We start from the raw sequence: 1,258 nt of genomic DNA, 5'->3' as shown, positions 1-1,258 counted from the left end.
ACTTTTTGACATATCCGCTATCTGCTGTGGGGTCAGCTCGCTGCTCTTTAATGCCAGTGAACCAATGAAATATAATAAAAATCTTTGACGCCAGTGCAGCATGGAAAGTTCCTTCCGTTTATAAAATAGTGATACTGCTATTCCATGGTTCCTGCACCGCTCTGCTATCGCAATGTTAGGATTCTGGAATGATTCCATCATAATATTGAGTTTCTCCTCACTAGTCCATATTCTTCCAGACATTTTACATTACCCCCTTTGTATATTTATATAAATCATTAGTTATATACATCTCTTTAGATGTGTTTAAGTTTAAACTATCCATAACCAACTTCCTAGTGGTTCTGTGAGATTCAGAATCGAAGACTCGACAAACTCCTATTCACCTTATTAAATATTAATAAGGTATGAAATCGAGTCGAAGGGCGGCTATTCTGTAAAGCGACCACTAAGGCCAAGCAAAATAACAGCCACCCCCGATTCACACAGCTATATTGTCATATAGCTGAGGCTAAGTAAGGTTTTTCATGATTTCTTTATAATATTTCCATCTCATGTGTAAATTTATTCAAATTAATTCCGCCATTATCTTCAATTAACACAATATCTTCTAATCTAACTCCATATTTATTAGGTATATAAATTCCAGGTTCTATTGTTATTACATTTCCTGGGATAAATTTATTCTGATTTTTTGAATCAATATATGGCTCCTCATGCTCGTTGAGACCTATTCCATGCCCTGTCCTATGAATAAAATTTTTACCGTATCCAGATTTTTCAATAATGTTTCTGACATAACGGTCAAGTTCCATTCCTGTTATACTGCTCGACGCTCGATTGCATCCGTCCTCCTGTGCATTTTTTACAGTGTTGTATATTTTAATAAAATTTTCATCCGGATTTCCATAAAAAAATGTTCGGGTCATATCAGAGCAATACATATTATATCTACTACCAAAATCTATAACAATGCACTCATTCTTCTTTAATTGTGTGGAATCAGGTATATGGTGAGGATTTGCAGCATTTTTCCCAAATGATACAATGGTTGTAAATGCGAGGTCTGCATAGTACCGACTTTTAATTAAACTATCTATTGTGTTTGCAAGTTGCTTTTCTGTTATTCCAAGAGTGACCTCACTCAATGAATCTTTCAGTGAATTTTCAGAGACCTCTATTGCCTTTTTAATTAAATTAACCTCATTTTAAGGATGGAAATAATAAAATAAGTGGTGGAAAAGGCACCCCCGCCTTG

Annotated in this window: 1 protein-coding gene and 1 pseudogene; both read right to left on the bottom strand. The window is 35.0% G+C overall.

What is annotated here, in order from left to right; genetic code table 11:
* Positions 1–243, bottom strand: a pseudogene (locus AOG54_RS03685) (hypothetical protein); the annotation flags it as partial.
* A gap of 293 nt (positions 244–536) precedes the next feature.
* The gene (locus AOG54_RS03680; protein WP_084795478.1) at positions 537–1,193 is read right to left on the bottom strand and encodes a M24 family metallopeptidase; all 657 of its coding nucleotides are present in this window, start codon (positions 1,191–1,193) and stop codon (positions 537–539) included.
* Between the last annotated feature and the right edge of the window lie 65 nt (positions 1,194–1,258).

The organism is Acidiplasma aeolicum, from assembly GCF_001402945.1.
GTDB classification, from domain to species: Archaea; Thermoplasmatota; Thermoplasmata; order Thermoplasmatales; family Thermoplasmataceae; genus Acidiplasma; species Acidiplasma aeolicum.
This window is presented reverse-complemented; position numbering and strand designations above follow the sequence as displayed.